General features: G+C 65.4%; 14 protein-coding genes and 1 pseudogene. 8 read left to right on the top strand and 7 right to left on the bottom strand.

What is annotated here, in order from left to right; translation table 11 throughout:
* The first annotated feature begins 83 nt into the window (after positions 1-83).
* Both ON44_RS09220 and ON44_RS09215 read left to right on the top strand, forming a co-directional pair.
* Positions 84-1,016: a metal-dependent hydrolase gene (locus tag ON44_RS09220; protein ID WP_040687999.1), complete on the top strand. Its 933-nt coding sequence runs from the start codon at positions 84-86 to the stop codon at positions 1,014-1,016.
* Positions 1,016-2,254 (top strand): hypothetical protein, encoded by a 1,239-nt coding sequence (locus ON44_RS09215; RefSeq protein ID WP_245567075.1) that lies wholly within the window; start codon positions 1,016-1,018, stop codon positions 2,252-2,254. The genes ON44_RS09220 and ON44_RS09215 overlap by 1 nt, the downstream gene beginning before the upstream one ends.
* On the opposite strand, the pseudogene ON44_RS09210 reads toward ON44_RS09215, so the two are convergent.
* From ON44_RS09210 to hrcA, 3 genes and pseudogenes are all read right to left on the bottom strand, one after another.
* A pseudogene (locus ON44_RS09210) lies at positions 2,183-2,860 on the bottom strand (16S rRNA (uracil(1498)-N(3))-methyltransferase); the annotation flags it as partial. The gene ON44_RS09215 and the pseudogene ON44_RS09210 overlap by 72 nt on opposite strands.
* A 3-nt stretch (positions 2,861-2,863) precedes the next feature.
* Positions 2,864-4,015 carry a molecular chaperone DnaJ gene (gene dnaJ / locus ON44_RS09205; protein WP_040687996.1) on the bottom strand — a complete coding sequence of 384 codons (1,152 nt, stop codon included), beginning with the start codon at positions 4,013-4,015 and terminating at the stop codon, positions 2,864-2,866.
* Between the two features lie 93 nt (positions 4,016-4,108).
* A complete protein-coding gene (hrcA, locus tag ON44_RS09200) occupies positions 4,109-5,140 on the bottom strand; it encodes a heat-inducible transcriptional repressor HrcA (protein WP_040687994.1) in 1,032 nt (343 codons plus the stop codon).
* Between the two features lie 253 nt (positions 5,141-5,393).
* Here hrcA and ON44_RS46615 point away from each other — a divergent pair, with 253 nt between their 5' ends.
* Positions 5,394-6,065: a hypothetical protein gene (locus ON44_RS46615; protein ID WP_051181798.1), complete on the top strand. Its 672-nt coding sequence runs from the start codon at positions 5,394-5,396 to the stop codon at positions 6,063-6,065.
* A 19-nt stretch (positions 6,066-6,084) separates the two neighbouring features.
* Here ON44_RS46615 and ON44_RS09190 read toward each other — a convergent pair whose 3' ends face one another.
* From ON44_RS09190 to ON44_RS09175, 4 genes are all read right to left on the bottom strand, one after another.
* Positions 6,085-6,888, bottom strand: a complete 804-nt coding sequence (locus ON44_RS09190; RefSeq protein ID WP_040687992.1) for an alpha/beta fold hydrolase — start codon at positions 6,886-6,888, stop codon at positions 6,085-6,087.
* Positions 6,889-7,222: 334 nt separating this feature from the next.
* Positions 7,223-7,438, bottom strand: a complete 216-nt coding sequence (locus ON44_RS09185) for a hypothetical protein (RefSeq protein WP_040687990.1) — start codon at positions 7,436-7,438, stop codon at positions 7,223-7,225.
* A gap of 223 nt (positions 7,439-7,661) precedes the next feature.
* Complete coding sequence (gene hemW / locus ON44_RS09180; protein WP_040687988.1) at positions 7,662-8,867, bottom strand: radical SAM family heme chaperone HemW; 1,206 nt, start codon at positions 8,865-8,867, stop codon at positions 7,662-7,664.
* A gap of 113 nt (positions 8,868-8,980) precedes the next feature.
* The gene (locus ON44_RS09175; RefSeq protein WP_040687985.1) at positions 8,981-9,370 is read right to left on the bottom strand and encodes an SgcJ/EcaC family oxidoreductase; all 390 of its coding nucleotides are present in this window, start codon (positions 9,368-9,370) and stop codon (positions 8,981-8,983) included.
* Positions 9,371-9,582: 212 nt separating this feature from the next.
* Between ON44_RS09175 and ON44_RS53950 the strand changes: the two genes are divergently transcribed.
* From ON44_RS53950 to ON44_RS09155, 5 genes are all read left to right on the top strand, one after another.
* Positions 9,583-9,675: an Ms4527A family Cys-rich leader peptide gene (locus tag ON44_RS53950; protein ID WP_357470198.1), complete on the top strand. Its 93-nt coding sequence runs from the start codon at positions 9,583-9,585 to the stop codon at positions 9,673-9,675.
* A gap of 135 nt (positions 9,676-9,810) precedes the next feature.
* Positions 9,811-11,622 (top strand): nitrite/sulfite reductase, encoded by a 1,812-nt coding sequence (locus tag ON44_RS09170; protein ID WP_040687982.1) that lies wholly within the window; start codon positions 9,811-9,813, stop codon positions 11,620-11,622.
* 14 nt (positions 11,623-11,636) lie between these two features.
* Positions 11,637-12,371: a phosphoadenylyl-sulfate reductase gene (locus ON44_RS09165; protein ID WP_051181797.1), complete on the top strand. Its 735-nt coding sequence runs from the start codon at positions 11,637-11,639 to the stop codon at positions 12,369-12,371.
* Entirely contained in the window at positions 12,368-13,297 is a 930-nt protein-coding gene (cysD, locus tag ON44_RS09160) for a sulfate adenylyltransferase subunit CysD (protein WP_051181796.1), read from the top strand. The genes ON44_RS09165 and cysD overlap by 4 nt, the downstream gene beginning before the upstream one ends.
* 1 nt (position 13,298) lies before the next feature.
* On the top strand, positions 13,299-14,588 hold the full coding sequence (locus ON44_RS09155) for a sulfate adenylyltransferase subunit 1 (RefSeq protein ID WP_040687980.1): 1,290 nt from the start codon (positions 13,299-13,301) through the stop codon (positions 14,586-14,588).
* Positions 14,589-14,669 lie beyond the last annotated feature (81 nt).

Below are 14,669 nucleotides of genomic sequence, written 5' to 3'. Positions count from 1 at the left end.
ATCTGTGTATGATCAGCCGCATCGAAGCTTCGGCACGTCCGAACACGGCTACAGCCCCCTTCCGAATTACGAGGTACAGCCAAGTGACCGATCTACAAGTCCGAAAGATGCGATTCGCATTCGCGGACTACGACGTACCGTTCCTGTGGAACGAAGAGAATCCGGCCTTCTCGTCCATGGCCAACGCGGTGTCCTTCCTGGCCATCGGCTTCGAGAAGATGATCGTCAATATGATTCGCGAGGCCATGCCGCGGATAACCGATCCCGCGGTCGCCGAAGAGGCGGACGCGTTCGTGCGTCAGGAGGGGCAGCATTCGACCGCCCACCGCCAGCACGCCAATGGTCTGATCAGGCGATACCCGGGGCTCCAGGAGACCCTCAACGAAGTAATCGCGGAATTCGATCGCCTCACCGTGCAGACCTCGCTGGAATATCGGCTCGCCTACACCGCCGACCTGGAGGCCACCTTCACCCCGGTGTTCAAACTGATGCTCGACAACGATTCGACCCTGTTCCAGCCGGGAGACGACCGTGTCGCATCGCTGTTCATCTGGCACTTCGTCGAGGAAGTCGAACATCGGAGCTCGGCGCTGATCATCTTCGATTCCATTGTCGGCAGTGACGCCTACCGGATGCGCATGGCTCCGTCGATCTTCCGGCACGTCATGAAGGTCATCAAGGTGGCCTGCGCAGGCTTCAATAAGCATGTGCCGCAGGAGGATCGGCGCATCGATGCACTGGCGATGTTCGCGATGCACCGGAATAAGCAGAAGCTGCGGAAATTGTTGCGGCTGCCCGTCGAGGACAATGGTCCGATGTCGCGCGCGTTCGACGATCTACGACTCGGCGAACAACTGATCGCGCTGGTCGGCATCATCCGCAGTCAATTGCCCAGGCACAACCCGGATCACGAGAAGCTGCCCGCACTCGCCGATGTGTGGTTCAAGCGCTATGACGCCGGTTACGACGTATCGCACTGGTACACCGCCGATTCCATTGCAGCGCAGGGGGACTGATGTCCGATCATTGCGCACCCACCTTCGACGAACTCGCGAAGGCGCTCGGCTTTTCCTGTCAGGAGGCCGGTGGACTCGTCGAGGTGCGAAACCCTTTCGCATTGGAGAACTGGACGCTGCCGGTTCTCGAGTTCACCATCGTCCTCGGCGCGGTGCTCGCGCTGATCTACGCGATTGTGCGCCTGCGACGTCACGGCGATCCCACCAATCTCGTGGTCTGGTTCGGCGCGACCGCATATCTGTTCATTATCGAACCGCCGCTGTACTTTCCGGCGGCCTTCGGTATCGACGGACACGTCGACACGATGTTCGCGCACAACGTCTTCACGGTGGATTTCCTCTGGGGTCGACTCCCCCTCTATATCGTGGCGATCTACCCATTGATGGCCACCTTGGCCTTCGAAATCGTCCGAATGCTGGGCGTATTCCGTCGATACGGTGTTCTCGTCGGCGCCGTCTGTGTGGGCTTCGTCCACCACGGCTTCTATGAGATCTTCGACCATCTGGGACCGCAGCTGCGCTGGTGGGAATGGTCGACCGAAAATTCGCTCAATCAACCGATGTTCGACTCGGTTCCGCTACCGAGTGTGGTGGTATTCGCCGCGCTGTGGCCGATGTCGCTGGCGTTCTTCGTCCAGTTGTTCGTCGGTCGTCATATCGACCAGGGGCGCAGTTTCACTGGACCACAATTGGTCTGGCGCACTGTCGTCATCGGCATTCTCGGGTCTTTGGGTACGGGCGTATTGCCGATCCCGGCAACAGTTTTCGGCGCCGGGAGCACCACGTTGCGAGGATTCCTCTATGCGGCCGAATTGATCATCCTCAGCATCGTCGCGATTCCGATTCTCACTCGCCAGTGGCTGCGGCTGAGGCGAGACCATTCGGACTACACGAACCGCTTCGTACGGATTTACAGCGTTGTGTATCTGGGCGTGATGGCATTGCTCTGGGTGAGCGCGCTGCCCGATTACTTCGCTGCCGTCGACGGTTCGACGAGCAATGGCGACCCCATCGGGAACCTCTGGTACACACTGTCGTGCTTCGCGGTCGCAATACTTTGCGTGCTCGCGATCTATACGGTGCCGTACCGAGCAGCCGAGTCGCTACCAGCGGGAGGTCAACGCGCCCAAGGCTCCGAGGGCGACGGCGGCGGCGGTGGAGGTGCGCAGGACGGTGGGGCCGAGCAGGGTTACGTCGGCGCCAGCAGCAGCGAAAGCGGTGAGCTCGGAGTCGTCTAGACCGCCTTCGGGGCCGACGATGAGCAGGATTTCGGAGGCCTTGTCGAAAGGCAACTCGACGAAGCGGGCCGCGCCGGACTCGTGGAGTGCCACCGCGATGCCGCCCGCGGCGACGACCGCACGGATCTTGTCGAGCAGGTCGCGGGTGCGGTGCAGGTCGGCGACCTCGGGAATGTAGGCGCGGCGGGACTGCCGGGCGGCCGCGCGGGCGGCGGCACGCCATTTCTCAACGGCCTTGCCCGCCTTGGCTTCCCAGTTGGCGATGCAGCGCGCGGCCTGCCACGGGACGATGACATCGGCGCCCGCCTCGGTCATGAGCTCGACGGCCAGCTCCGAGCGGTCGGACTTCGGCAGCGCCTGAACGATGGTCACCCGCGGCGACGCCGGTGCGGCGAGCACCCGGTCGAGCACCTTCAGCTCGAGCCGATCCTTCTGCGCCGCAACGACTTCCGATGCCGCGAGCAGACCGGAGCCGTCGGACAGCGTGATCGGCTCGCCGACCCGGATGCGGCGGACCGTCGCGGCATGTCGTCCCTCCGGACCGTCCAGAACCGCGATGGCACCCGGCTCCGGAATCTCGGCGAGATAGAAGACCGTGGCGGCCAACGCCTATCGCCCGCTGAACGACGCTCGCAGCCGGGCGAACAGGCCGCTGTTGTGCTCGGACTGCGCCGACATCACCTCGGCGCGTTCGCCGGTGCGCATGCCCTTGTACTTGCGCAGCAGATCGGTGGTCTTGGCGTCGAGTTTGGTCGGCACCACGATATCCAGATGCGCGAGCAGATCACCGCGCGCGCCGGAGCGCAGGCGCGGCATGCCGTGGCCGCGCAGCACCGAGATCTCACCCGGCTGGGTGCCCGGCGGGATGGTCAGCTCGGTCGGGCCGTCCAGGATGGTGTCGATGACGACGGTGGTGCCGAGTGCGGCATCGACCATCGGCACCCGAACCGTGCAGTGCAGATCGTCGCCGTCGCGAACGAAGACATCGTGCGGCTGCTCGACGATCTCCACATACAGATCGCCCGCGTGCCCGCCGCCGGGACCGACCTCGCCCTGTGCGGCCAGCCGCACCCGCATGCCGTTGGCGACACCGGCCGGAATCGGCGCGGCGATCTCGCGACGCGCCCGCACCCGCCCGTCACCACCGCACTTGTGGCACGGATCGGGAATGGTCTCACCCGCGCCGCGACAGGTCGGACACGGACGTGAGGTCAGCACCTGACCGAGGAACGAACGCTGCACGGACTGGACCTCACCCGCACCACCGCAGGTTTCGCAGCGCACCGCCTTGGACTTGCCGTTGGTGCCTGCGCCGTGGCAGATATCGCACAGGATGGCGGTGTCGACGGTGAGGTGTTTGGTGACACCGACCGCGCATTCGGCCAGGCTGAGCCGGGTCCGCAGCAGCGAATCCGCGCCGGGCTGCACCCGGCCGCGCGCCTTGCGCGTCCCGCTGGAGCCGCTCATACCGCCGAAGAAGGCCTCGAAGACGTCGCCGAGCCCGCCGAAACCGGCGCCGGAGAAGCCCGCGCCGCCACCACCGGACTCCATCGGGTCGCCGCCCATATCGACGACGCGCCGCTTCTCCGGGTCCGACAGCACCTCGTAGGCGGTCGACACTTCCTTGAACCTGGCCTGCGCCGCCTCGTCGGGGTTGACGTCGGGGTGGAGCTCCCGCGCCAGCTTGCGGTAGGCGCGCTTGATCTCCTGGTCGGTCGCGTTCTTCGCGACGCCGAGCAGTCCGTAGTAGTCCCGTGCCACTTTGAGTTCTCTAGTCCTTGGTTTGCAACAGCATTAGTCGGATGCACTCAACTTTATCCGCCGGAGGATCGAGCGTATCAGCGACGGGTGCCCTCAGCGCTCCGCGAGCACCTCACCGATATAACGGGCAACGGCCGCGACCGATGCGATGGTCCCCGGATAGTCCATCCGGGTCGGACCGAGCACGCCCATACCGCCGAGCACCGCACCCGCGGCACCGTAGCCGGTCGACACCACCGAAGTTCCCCGCATCTGCTCGACCTGGGTTTCCTCGCCGATGCGCACCGTGATGGTGCCCGGATGCTGTGCGGCCGCCAACAGCTTCAGCACGATGACCTGCTCCTCCAATGCCTCGAGCACATCGCGCAGCGAACCAGGGAAGACGAAGTCGGCGGCATTGCGGGTCAGGTTGGCGGTGCCGCCGAGGACCAACCGCTCCTCCGGATGCTCGACCAGCGTCTCGACGAGCACGGTCGAGACGCGCACCAGCACATCCTTCAGTCGTACCGGCGCCCGCTCGGGCAGTTCGGCGACGGCCGCGGAGGCGTCGGACAGGCGCTTGCCGTCCATCGCACCACCGAGCATGCCGCGCAGTGCGGCGAGGTCCTGATCATCGATGAGTGCGCCGAGTTCCACGAGACGCTGATCGACGCGACCGGTATCGGTGATCACTACCAGCAGCAACCGCGCCGGATTCAGCGCGACCACCTCGATGTGACGGACCGTGGAGGCCGACACCGTCGGATACTGGACGACCGCGACCTGGCGGGTGAGCTGAGCAAGCAGCCGAACACCGCGGCGCAGCACGTCGTCGAGATCGACGCCGGACTCCAGGAATTCCATGATCGCTCGGCGCTCGGCCGGCGAGAGCGGCTTCACCTCGGAGATGCGATCGACGAACTGCCGGTAGCCCTTATCGGTCGGAATGCGACCGGAACTGGTGTGCGGCTGGGTGATGTAGCCCTCGGCCTCCAGTACCGCCATATCGTTGCGAACCGTCGCGCTGGATACCCCGAGGTTGTGCCGCTCCACCAGGGTCTTCGACCCGATCGGCTCCTTGGTCGCGACATAGTCCGCGACGATCGCACGTAGGACCTCGAAGCGCCGATCCTCGGTGCTCGACATGGGCCCCACCTCCTCGCTCGTCCTCGGGTACGTCGTAACGGTCACGTGCGCACCGTCCGCATCGACCCGAATTCGATGCAGGTTACTAGGTACGTCTGTTTATCCAGTCTAATTGCCTATTCGACAATTGCCCGTTCGCGCACCCTGGACGCTTGTGATCCAGATCCTCTCGGGACCGACTGACGTTGCGCCGGAGCGAGATCCGACTGCTAACCTCACCGCGCAGCCAGTGTGACAGGGGGATTCGGAAGCAGTGAACAAACCGGACTATCCGCAAATCCTCGCGCCCGCCCTCGGCGGTCCAGCGACTCCACCGATCGGCTTCCGCCCCTTCGGGTTGCCGCCGAAAGCGCCGGACTACCGGGTGCTGCAGTTGGCCGACTACGTGCTGCCCGACGGCTCGCTCCCCCGGACCCCGATGCCGCCCTACCGAGGCACCCTCCTGCCGTTCAACTTCATCCTGGCGCACGGCGTCGACGAGGACGATCCGATGCCCCGCTTCCAGCCGGAGCCTGCGGAGACCGGAATCGCGTTGGTGGCGTCCTGCATGCCGAGGGTCTTGGCGCATCTGTTCACCCGCCCGGAAGTCGTGCTCAACGGACAGCATGTGCCACAGGAGGTCGGCTGGGGCGTCACCTTCATCCCAGCCGAACCGGGACTACACCATCTGCGCGTCGGACCACCGCCATGGCGAGCGCCCTGGTCCCGCTTCGGCAGCCACCCCATGCCCGCCGACATCATGGTGCCGGTCACCGCGGGCCACCAGACCCGCGTCTACTCCCGGGCATCCCTGGCCGTCAGCACCCCGGGCCGACTCGGACCACAACCACAGCGCTGGATCCCCGGCATCATCGGCTGGATGTTGTTCACCTCGATAGCGATTCTGGCTATGATGCTCGGCGCTTACCAAGTCTGGACATATTAGGCCCGGCGATCGGATCTTGTTATCGACCGGCGGCGGCTTCTACTACGGTGGCGACCTCGTTGGGGCGGGAGACCAGGGAGGCGTGGCAAGCGTCGATTTCGCTGGTGTGGGCACCCATGCGATTTGCCATGAAGCGTTGGGAGGCAGGGGGGATTATGCGGTCGTTGGCTGAGACGAGGTACCAGCTGGGGGTTGCGGACCAGGAGGGAGCGCCGGAGGGTTCGACGTTGGCGGATACGGCCAGGGAGTGTTGGTGGGCGATCATGTCGGCGGCTACTTCGGGGGATACGTCTTGGCAGAAGACGGAGTTGAAGTAGGCAGGGGCTATGTAGCCGTCGAGGTTCTTGCCTGCCAAGCCATTTGGATCGTCGACGACGCGTACCTGGAGCGCCGGGGGCAGCAACTGGCTGCCGGGGAAGCTGATCGGGTTGAGTTCGAGGAGACCGGTTTCGCCCTGCGCCGGGGCGAAGGCCGCAATGTAGACCAGCGCTTGGACTTTCGGGTCGTGGACATTGGTGATGACGAAGCCGCCATACGAATGGCCCACCAGGACAACAGGTCCGGAGATGGTGTCCAGGGTTCGCTGGATGGCCGCGGCGTCGTTGGCGGGGCCGCGCAGCGGGTTGTCGGGAACAACCACTTGATAACCGTGGTCGCGCAGCGTCGCGGCAACGCCGTTCCAACTCGTGGTGTCGGCGAAGGCGCCGTGCACGAGCACGATCGTCGGGAGCGGTTCGGCAGTCGCGGGGGCGGCCGCGAGGACGGGTGTGAAAGCCAGGGCGAGCGCCGCGATGCAGGCGCGGAGACTACGGGTGATGTTCATCGGAGTCCTGCCTGTCGTCGTTGATGCTGTCGGCTCATGATGTTGTCACCTTTTGCCGAGCACCGACAGGAAGACGGACTGATCAGTCGGTTATGGCGCTCTCATCAACCCGCCTGAATTGGCGCACCACAACGTGGAGCTCACCACCCCCGAGCGCGTGTGACGCCTGTTCCGCGCTCTCGCAAAGGCTCGAGCACCTCGCATAGCGGGTCACGACGTCGCACACAGTAGACGTTGTGCGACGCCGTGACAGCTTGTGCGGGAGCGCAGCCGGGACCCGATGCCGCAGATGGCACCTCGAGGCGGCACGGAGCGAGGCGGACGAGCCCCGCTACTAGAGCTCGGACACGGTTCTTGCCATCTTGCCCGCCAGTGCGTCGAGGCCGAGCATGGCGAGGAGGGACTCACAATCAGCCGCGTCCTCGGCGTGGCTGGCGACCGTCCGGGCGGCTATCGCGCACTGTCGCGCGGTTTCAGCCTTCTCCGCGGCGCGCGCCTCGGCGAACTCGCTCTGCTCAGAGATAAGGGTGATATGTCGTGCCGATGGCATAAGACTCCTTGGGTTGGTCCGAAGCCTACGCGTCTTTACCGATCTGTGATAGTGCAACGGCCCGCATCCACGAAACCGGCCGTGAAGTGGAGATAAGTCACAATGTCGCGCTATGCCAGTGCCTGCTCGCCGTTTTCACAAGTGTCCAGCGGTTCGATGATGACCTTGCCGCCTCACCATGCGGGCGATCGAGACGGCCACGAAGGAAATTGCCCGAGCGGGGTCAGGTCAGGAGGTCTCGAACGACGCCGTCGGCGAGCAGGCGACCGCGGTCGGTGAGGATCAGATGGTCACCGGAGCGAACTGCCAGACCGTCGGCGATGATTCGGGTTGCGGCGACGGATTCCGTTGGGGCCAACTCGTTCAGCGGCAGGCCGGTGCGCAAGCGAACGGTGAGCATGACGCGTTCGGTGTGCTGCTCGTCGGCGGTGAGTATTTCCCAGCCCGCCGCGGGCAGACCGCCGCGCCCGACGGTATCGGCATAGCGCGCAGGGTGTTTGACGTTCCACCAGCGCACGCCGCCGACGTGGCTGTGCGCACCGGGGCCCGCGCCGAGCCAATCGCCGCCGTCCCAGTAGCCGAGGTTGTGCCGACAGCGCGCGGAATCGCCTGCGGCCCAATTGGATACCTCGTACCAGGTGAGGCCGGCCGCGGCCAGGCGGGAGTCGATGCGTTCATAGCGGGCGGCGAGCACATCGTCGTCGGGGGCGGGGAGTTCGCCGCGGCGGACGCGGCGAGCCAGCGCGGTGCCGTCCTCGACGATGAGCGAGTAGGCCGAGACGTGGTCGACGCCCGCGCTCAGCACCGCGTCCAGGCTCGCGTCCAGATCACTGTCCCGTTCGCCCGGGGTGCCGTAGATCAGGTCGAGATTCACATGGTCGAATCCCGCGGCACGTGCCTCTTTCGCCGCGGCGACGGCCCGACCCGGCGTATGGGTGCGATCCAGCACCTTCAGCACATGCTGGGCCGCGGATTGCATGCCGAGCGAGACCCGGGTGAATCCGGCCGTGCGGATACGTTCGAAGAACTCCGCTGAGGTCGACTCCGGGTTGGATTCGGTGGTCACCTCGGCGTCGGCGGCAAGGGTGAAGTTCGCGCGCACCGAGTCCAGCACCTCCGACAGGCCGTCACCGCCGAGCAGCGACGGCGTGCCACCGCCGACGAAGATCGTCGCGACCTCGGGCGTGTCCGTCGGCAGCTTCGCGAACTCGCCGGCCGCTGTCGCCAATTCGCCGCGCAGCGCTTCGAGCCAGGACTGCGGCGATGCCGAGGTGCCCAGCTCACCCGCGGTATAGGTGTTGAAATCGCAATATCCGCAGCGTGTCGCACAGAACGGCACATGGACGTAGATCCCGAACGGGCCGCCCCCGAAATCGCGCAGCACGAGGGCAGACCTCTCGGCTTCGATCGGGGCGGCGACGGAACTCACCCCACCAGTTTGATTCCTCCCCCGCCTGAAGTCGAAGGCGGGGGATACTTGGCTCAAACCGCCTGAACCCGTTTCTTCGGTGAGCGCGGCTCCCTGGGCTGTTGCGAGCGGATTCAGTCGGCGACGACGGTGTTCTGGTTCGCGGTGAGCAGCCAGCGGCCCTCCTCCTTGGCCATGACGTACATCGGCGAGCCCTGACCGGACAGCTGACCGTCGCCGTCGAAGTACCGCTGGACCACCTTGACCGCGGCCACGTCCGGGCGGATGAACAGCACATGCTCGACCTCGTAGGTCGCGGTACCGTCCCGCATCGCACCCGGCAGCACCTGGGCGGTGAACTCACCGATGGCCGCGCGGCCGAACAGGCGCTTACCGCCTCCGGTCGTCCAGATGGCGTCCTCGCGGAACAGACCGACGAATTCGTCGACGAGCTCGTTCTGCTGGGAATGCTGAATGGTGGCGACGACCTCGCGGATGGCGTCCAGGTCGGTATCGGTACTCATGCCACAGAGCTTGCTACCTCGACCTAGCTCGAGGTCAATCCGAGTGACTCGCTTCACTGGCGATGATCTTGACGAATCATGCGACGCATTGAGACCGCTAACTATGACAGCCATCACAATCGGCCCGCATAGTCCAGGGAATTTCCCTCGATTTCGCGGGAAATATGGCCGCCCGGTCGGAAGGGCCACCCTGACGTGGCACAATAGGCGCCATGCGCGGATCTGGAGTACGACTTGTGGCACGTCGCCACGTCGACTACAAGCGCGTCTGTAGCGCCTGCTGTCTGCCCGGTTCTCTCCGGTAGCTCAGCGGCGCGCATTCCCGGGTTTGCCCGGTGATTCCCGATTTCGACGGACATCGGCCCGCTGACACCGCAGGCGTGAGTCAGCCCCTCACGCCTTCAGCACGGATGTACCTTCACCCAGCAGGAGCGACCCCCATGACGTCGAGCACCGACGCCGGTCCCACGGATCAGCCCCAGCCGGAATCCCGGCCTGGGCAGCACGCGCGCCCGGTCCGACCGGCCTCCGAACGACGGGTCCGCCCGGACCGTCCCCGGACCGAGGTAGCGGCGGGTCCGCGGGTCCGCACCGGTAAGCCGGTGCGCCGCAAGGCCGAGGGCCAGTGGGCGCTCGGCTACCGCGAGCCGCTGAACCCGAACGAGCAGTCCAAGAAGGACGACAACCCGCTCAATGTCCGGGCCCGGATCGAGAACATCTATTCCAAGCAGGGCTTCGACAGCATCGACAAGGGCGATCTGCGCGGCCGGTTCCGCTGGTGGGGTCTCTACACCCAGCGCGAACAGGGCTACGACGGCACCTGGACCGGTGACGAGAACATCGACATTCTCGAGGCCAGGTACTTCATGATGCGCATCCGCTGCGATGCGGGCGCATTGAACGTCGCGCAGCTGAAGACCCTCGGCCAGATCTCCACCGAGTTCGCCCGCGACACCGCCGACCTGTCCGACCGCGAGAACGTCCAGTACCACTGGATCGAGGTCGAGAACGTCCCCGAGATCTGGAAGCGGATCGAAGGCGTCGGCCTCAAGACCACCGAGGCGTGCGGCGACTGCCCGCGCGTGGTGCTCGGCTCGCCGCTGGCCGGTGAATCGCTGACCGAGATCATCGACCCGACGCCCGCGATCGACGAGATCGTGCGCCGCTACATCGGCAAGAAGGAATACTCCAACCTGCCGCGCAAGTTCAAGACCGCGATCTCGGGCCAGCAGGATGTGGTGCACGAGATCAACGATGTCGCGTTCGTCGGCGTGAATCACCCGGAGCGCGGCCCTGGTCTGGATCTGTGGGTCGGCGGCGGTCTGTCGACGAATCCGATGCTGGCCCAGCGCGTCGGCGTGTGGGTGCCGCTGGACGAGGTTCCCGATGTGTGGGAGGCCGTCGTCTCGCTGTTCCGCGATTACGGCTATCGCCGCCTGCGCACCAAGGCGCGGCTGAAGTTCCTCATCAAGGACTGGGGCATCGAGAAGTTCCGTCAGGTGCTCGAGGACGAGTACCTGAAGCGCAAGCTGATCGACGGTCCCGCGCCGGAACAGCCGAAAAAGCCGATCGATCACGTCGGCGTGCAGAAGCTGCGCAACGGGCTCAACGCGATCGGCTTCTCCCCCATCGCCGGCCGGGTTTCGGGCACCGTCCTGACCAAGGTCGCCGAGGCGGCGGAGAAGTACGGCTCGGACCGGATCCGGTTCACCCCGTACCAGAAGCTGATCGTGCTCGATATCGCCGACGACAAGGTCGACGCGCTGATCGACGAGCTGGAACCCCTTGGCCTGCAGGCACGTCCGTCGCTGTGGCGCCGGAACCTGATGGCCTGCTCCGGAATCGAGTTCTGCAAGCTCTCCTTCGCCGAGACCCGCAAGCGGTCCCAGGCGCTGGTGCCGGAGCTGGAGGAGCGGCTCGCGGATCTCAATGCGCAGCTGGACGTTCCCGTGACCATCAATATCAACGGCTGCCCGAACTCCTGCGCGCGTGCGCAGGTCGCCGATATCGGCTTCAAGGGTCAGCTGATCGATGACGGCTCCGGGAATCATGTCGAGGGTTTCCAGGTTCATCTCGGTGGCAGCCTCGGCTTCGACAGCGCCTTCGGTCGCAAACTGCGTCAGCACAAGGTGACCACCAACGAACTCGGTGACTACATCGAACGGGTGGTGCGCAACTTCATCAAGCACCGCGAGGACGGCGAACGGTTCGCTCAGTGGGCGGTTCGTGCCGACGAGGCCGACCTTCGGTAAATGGGAGAACTAGCGTGACAACGGATCAAGTAACGGCGGACCTGCCCGCGAAGCTGTCGGAAGACGAATTGCGGGCGATCGCCGAAAAAGGCGCGGCCGAACTCGGGCCCGACGCCACGGCACTGGATTTGCTGCGGTGGACCGAGGACGTTTTCGGCACCGGCTACATCGTCGCCTCGAATATGCAGGACGGCGTGCTGGTTCACCTTGCCGCCCAAGTGCATTCGGGTGTGGACGTGCTTTTCCTGGATACCGGCTACCACTTCGCCGAGACCATCGGCACCCGAGATGCGGTGGAGGCCGTATACGGCGTCAACGTGGTCAATGTGCGGCCGGAAAGCACTGTGGCCGAACAGGATCAGCTGCTCGGCAAGGATTTGTTCGCGCGTGATGCCGGTGAATGCTGCCGGTTGCGCAAGGTTGTGCCGCTGAAGCGCTCGCTCGGCGGTTACAACGCCTGGGTCACCGGCATCCGCCGCGTGGAGGCACCGACCCGGGCCAACGCCCCGCTCATCTCGTTCGACGAGGCGTTCGGACTGGTGAAGATCAACCCGATCGCCGCCTGGTCCGACGACGAGATGCAAGCCTATATCGAACAGCACGGCATCCTCGTCAATCCCCTGGTGGAGGAGGGATATCCGTCCATCGGCTGCGCTCCGTGCACACGGAAACCGGAGCCGGGTTCCGATCCGCGAAGCGGCCGCTGGGCCGGCCTCGCCAAGACCGAATGCGGGTTGCATCAGTCATGACCGAAACCATCAGCGCACGTTCCTTGGGCATCACCGATTTCGACACCCTCGCGGCGTTGGAGTCGGAATCGATCCACATTTTCCGTGAAGTGGCAGGTGAATTCGAGCGGCCGGTGATCCTGTTCTCCGGCGGTAAGGATTCCACGGTGCTGCTGCACCTGGCGCTCAAGGCCTTCTGGCCCGCGCCGCTGCCGTTCGCGCTGCTGCACGTCGACACCGGGCACAACCTGCCCGAGGTGCTCGAATTCCGCGACAAGGTGGTCGAAAAGTACGGCCTGCGACTGCATGTCGCGAAGGTCGAGGACTATCTGGCCGACGGCAGGCTCACCGAGCGCGCCGACGGCATCCGCAATCCCCTACAGACGGTTCCGCTGCTGGACGCCATCACCGAGCACCGCTTCGACGCGGTCTTCGGCGGTGGCCGCCGCGATGAAGAGCGTTCACGCGCCAAGGAACGAATCTTCTCGCTGCGCAATGCCTTCGGGCAGTGGGATCCGAAGCGGCAGCGGCCCGAGCTGTGGAATCTGTACAACGGCAAGCATGCTCCCGGCGAGCACGTCCGGGTGTTCCCGCTGAGCAACTGGACCGAACTCGATATCTGGCGCTACATCGCACGTGAGGATGTCGATCTGGCGAACATCTACTACTCGCACGAGCGTCCGGTGTACCAGCGCGACGGCATGTGGATGACCCCCGGCGTCTGGGGCGGCCCGCGCGATGGTGAGGTGCTCGAGACCCGTTCGGTGCGCTACCGCACCGTCGGCGACGGATCCTCCACCGGCGCGATTCTTTCCGACGCGGCCGATAACCAGGCGATTCTCGCCGAGGTCGCCGCGTCCCGTTTGACCGAGCGCGGCGCTACTCGCGGTGACGACCGAGTGTCCGAGGCCGCAATGGAAGACCGCAAACGAGAAGGATATTTCTGACATGTCCGACCTACTGAGGCTGGCCACCGCCGGTTCTGTCGACGACGGTAAGTCCACCCTGGTCGGACGCCTGCTCTACGATACGAAATCCGTACTGGCCGACCAGATCGACGCCGTCACCCGCGCGTCGGTGGACAAAGGTCTTGCCACACCGGATCTTTCGCTGCTCGTGGACGGGCTGCGCGCGGAACGCGAGCAGGGCATCACCATCGATGTCGCCTACCGCTACTTCGCAACGCCCAAGCGGTCTTTCGTGCTCGCGGATACGCCCGGGCATGTGCAGTACACCCGCAACACCGTCTCCGGCGCGTCCACCGCGCAGCTGGTGATCCTGCTCGTCGACGCGCGCAAGGGCGTCATCGAGCAGACCCGTCGCCATGCCGCGGTTCTCGCGCTGCTCGGCGTGCCGAAGCTGGTGCTCGCGGTGAACAAGATCGACCTGGTCGATGACCCGGCGACCGTATTCGCCGCGATCTCGGCCGAATTCAACACCCTCACCAGCACGCTCGGCTGGGCCGCCGAGGATGTGCTGGAGATTCCGGTCTCCGCACTGCACGGTGACAATATCGCCTCGCGATCGGCGAACACTCCGTACTACGACGGGCCTTCGCTGATCGAGCACCTCGAATCGGTGCCGGTGGACGCCGACAGCTCGGGCGAGCACGCGCTCGGCCTGCGCTTCCCGGTGCAGTACGTGATCCGTCCGCGCACCGCCGAATACCCGGACTACCGCGGCTACGCGGGCCAGATCGCGGCGGGCTCGGTCTCGCCCGGCGACGAAATCGTCGTGCTGCCCTCGGGAATTCGCTCCACCGTCGAGCGGGTCGATACCCCCGATGGTGAGCTCGCCGTCGCACAGGTCGGGCGCAGTGTCACGCTGATCCTGGCCGACGATGTGGACATCTCGCGCGGTGACATCATCGCCTCCCGCGCCGATGCGCCGGAACCGATCGACACCTTCGACGCGACCGTCTGCTGGCTCGGTGATAAGCCGCTGCGCCCCGGCGCGCGCCTGCTGCTCAAGCACGGCACCCGCACCACGCAGGCGATCGTCGGCGCGCTCGTCGAGCGGTTCGACGAGCAGAACCTGACCGCGGAAGCGAGCCCGGAGTCGTTGGCGCTCAACGATATCGGTCGCATCTCGGTGCGCGTCGCCGAGCCGATCGCGGCCGACGACTACCGCGTCAACCGGCACACCGGCAGCTTCCTGCTCATCGATCCGGCGGGCGGCAATACCCTCGCCGCCGGTCTGGTCGGTGACGTGCTGACCGCGGTCGAGGTCGGAGTCTGAGGTGAATTCGCCCGGTGGTGTCGGCTCGGTGGCGCGGCTGCCGGGCGGGTCCATGTGGGCGGAACTGGAGCGCTTATCGGA

Origin of the sequence: Nocardia vinacea NBRC 16497, from assembly GCF_000308835.1 — a bacterium.
Lineage (GTDB): Bacteria > Actinomycetota > Actinomycetes > Mycobacteriales > Mycobacteriaceae > Nocardia > Nocardia vinacea.
Note: the sequence above shows the minus strand (reverse complement) of the source record. Positions and strands in the feature narration are given on the sequence as shown.